The following is a 1,462-nucleotide window of genomic DNA, read 5'->3' on the forward strand; positions in this document are numbered from 1 at the left end:
GATGATGAGACCCACGTTCTGTCCACGCGCCACCGACCGCGTGCGCACCCGCACCGTCGCCCTCAGCCGGACTCGGCGGGCGACCCCGGCCCGGCCGGCGCCGAGAGCCAGGAATCCGGCGGCGGCGGGCAGGGCGAGAGCGGGGGACGCCAGCAACGTGGACGCCCCCAGCAGCAGCCCCGAGGTGATGAGGACGGCGATGCCGGTCCGCGTGATCAACGGGGTACCTTCACCCGGTCGAGGACTTCGGCGACCATGGTGTCGGGGCCGGACGTGGCGCTCTCCGTCTCCTCGTTGAGCAGAAGTCGGTGCGCCAGCACGGGGCCGGCCAGAGCCTTCACGTCCTCGGGGACGACGAAGTGGCGCTGGTCGGAGGCCGCCCATACGCGTGCGGCGCGCAGCAGCGCGAGCGCGGCGCGAGGGCTCGCGCCCAGCCGGATGTTCCCGCCCGGAACTCGGGTGGCGGCCACGATGGAAACGATGTAGCGGTGCACGGGGTCGCTCACGACAACCCTGCGGCACGCATCGGCGAGGCGTCGAACCCCCGCTGCATCCACGACCGGGCTGAGAGCCTCCGGGGCGACGGTGCGGCCTTCGTTCTTGAGCAGCTCCAGTTCCGTTTCCTCACTCGGATATCCGATGCGCATTCTCATCATGAAACGGTCGAGTTGGGCCTCGGGCAGCGCGTAAGTGCCATCAAAATCCACGGGGTTCTGGGTCGCCATTACCATGAAGGGGCGCGGAACTGGATGGGATTTCCCGGCAACGGTGACCTGTCCTTCCTCCATGACCTCCAGCAGTGCCGACTGCGTCTTGGGAGAGGCCCGGTTCACTTCGTCGCAGATGACGACATTGGCGAAAACCGGTCCGGCGAGGAATTGAAAGTCGCCCTGCCGGGCGGATTCCAGCCCGGGGGGAAAGCTCACCCCGGTGATGTCCGAGGGCAGAAGATCCGGTGTGAACTGGATGCGGCGGCACTCGCCTCCGATCGAGGCCGCGATGGCACGGGCGAGTGATGTCTTGCCCACGCCCGGGACGTCCTCGACCAGTAAGTGACCCTCGGCGAGCAGCGCTGTGAGGGCGAGGCGGACGGCGTGCGTCTTGCCGCTGAGTACTTGCTCGACGTTCTTGAGCAGGCTGTGGAATCCCTCCGCGAGGTGGCTGACGACGCTTTGGGGTTCCATGGGGAACTGAGACACGGTCACGTGCTTTCCGCTGGGTCGTTCGGTCAGGGGAAGGGTGGTGCGGTTTCGTTCTCAGGGGATGCGCCACAGTGCGGTGGTGTTCTCGCCGGTCACGGCGAGGATGGTTCCGGCCGGACTGAACGCGAGCCTGGGGCGCTGGACGGAGGGGATGCGGTGCAGCAGCTCGGGGCGGTTGGGCGGTGAGACGTTCCACAGCGTCACTGTGGGCGAGTCGGTGTTGTCCTGGTCAGCGACGACGGCCAGGAGCCCTCCGTCCT

3 protein-coding genes are annotated in these 1,462 nt (G+C 67.9%); all 3 read right to left on the minus strand.

The features are described 5' to 3' along the window. Positions 1-219 (minus strand): hypothetical protein (locus ACI2LP_RS34420; RefSeq protein ID WP_404728470.1); only part of this gene is annotated, 219 nt, incomplete at its 3' end. Continuing rightward, positions 216-1,184 (minus strand): AAA family ATPase, encoded by a 969-nt coding sequence (locus tag ACI2LP_RS34425; RefSeq protein WP_404728471.1) that lies wholly within the window; start codon positions 1,182-1,184, stop codon positions 216-218. The genes ACI2LP_RS34425 and ACI2LP_RS34420, both read right to left, overlap by 4 nt. A gap of 72 nt (positions 1,185-1,256) precedes the next feature. Then, the coding region (locus ACI2LP_RS34430) for a hypothetical protein (protein ID WP_404728472.1) at positions 1,257-1,462 on the minus strand (206 nt) is incomplete at its 5' end.

The sequence above is a fragment of the Streptomyces sp. NPDC019890 genome, assembly GCF_044903445.1.
GTDB lineage: Bacteria > Actinomycetota > Actinomycetes > Streptomycetales > Streptomycetaceae > Streptomyces.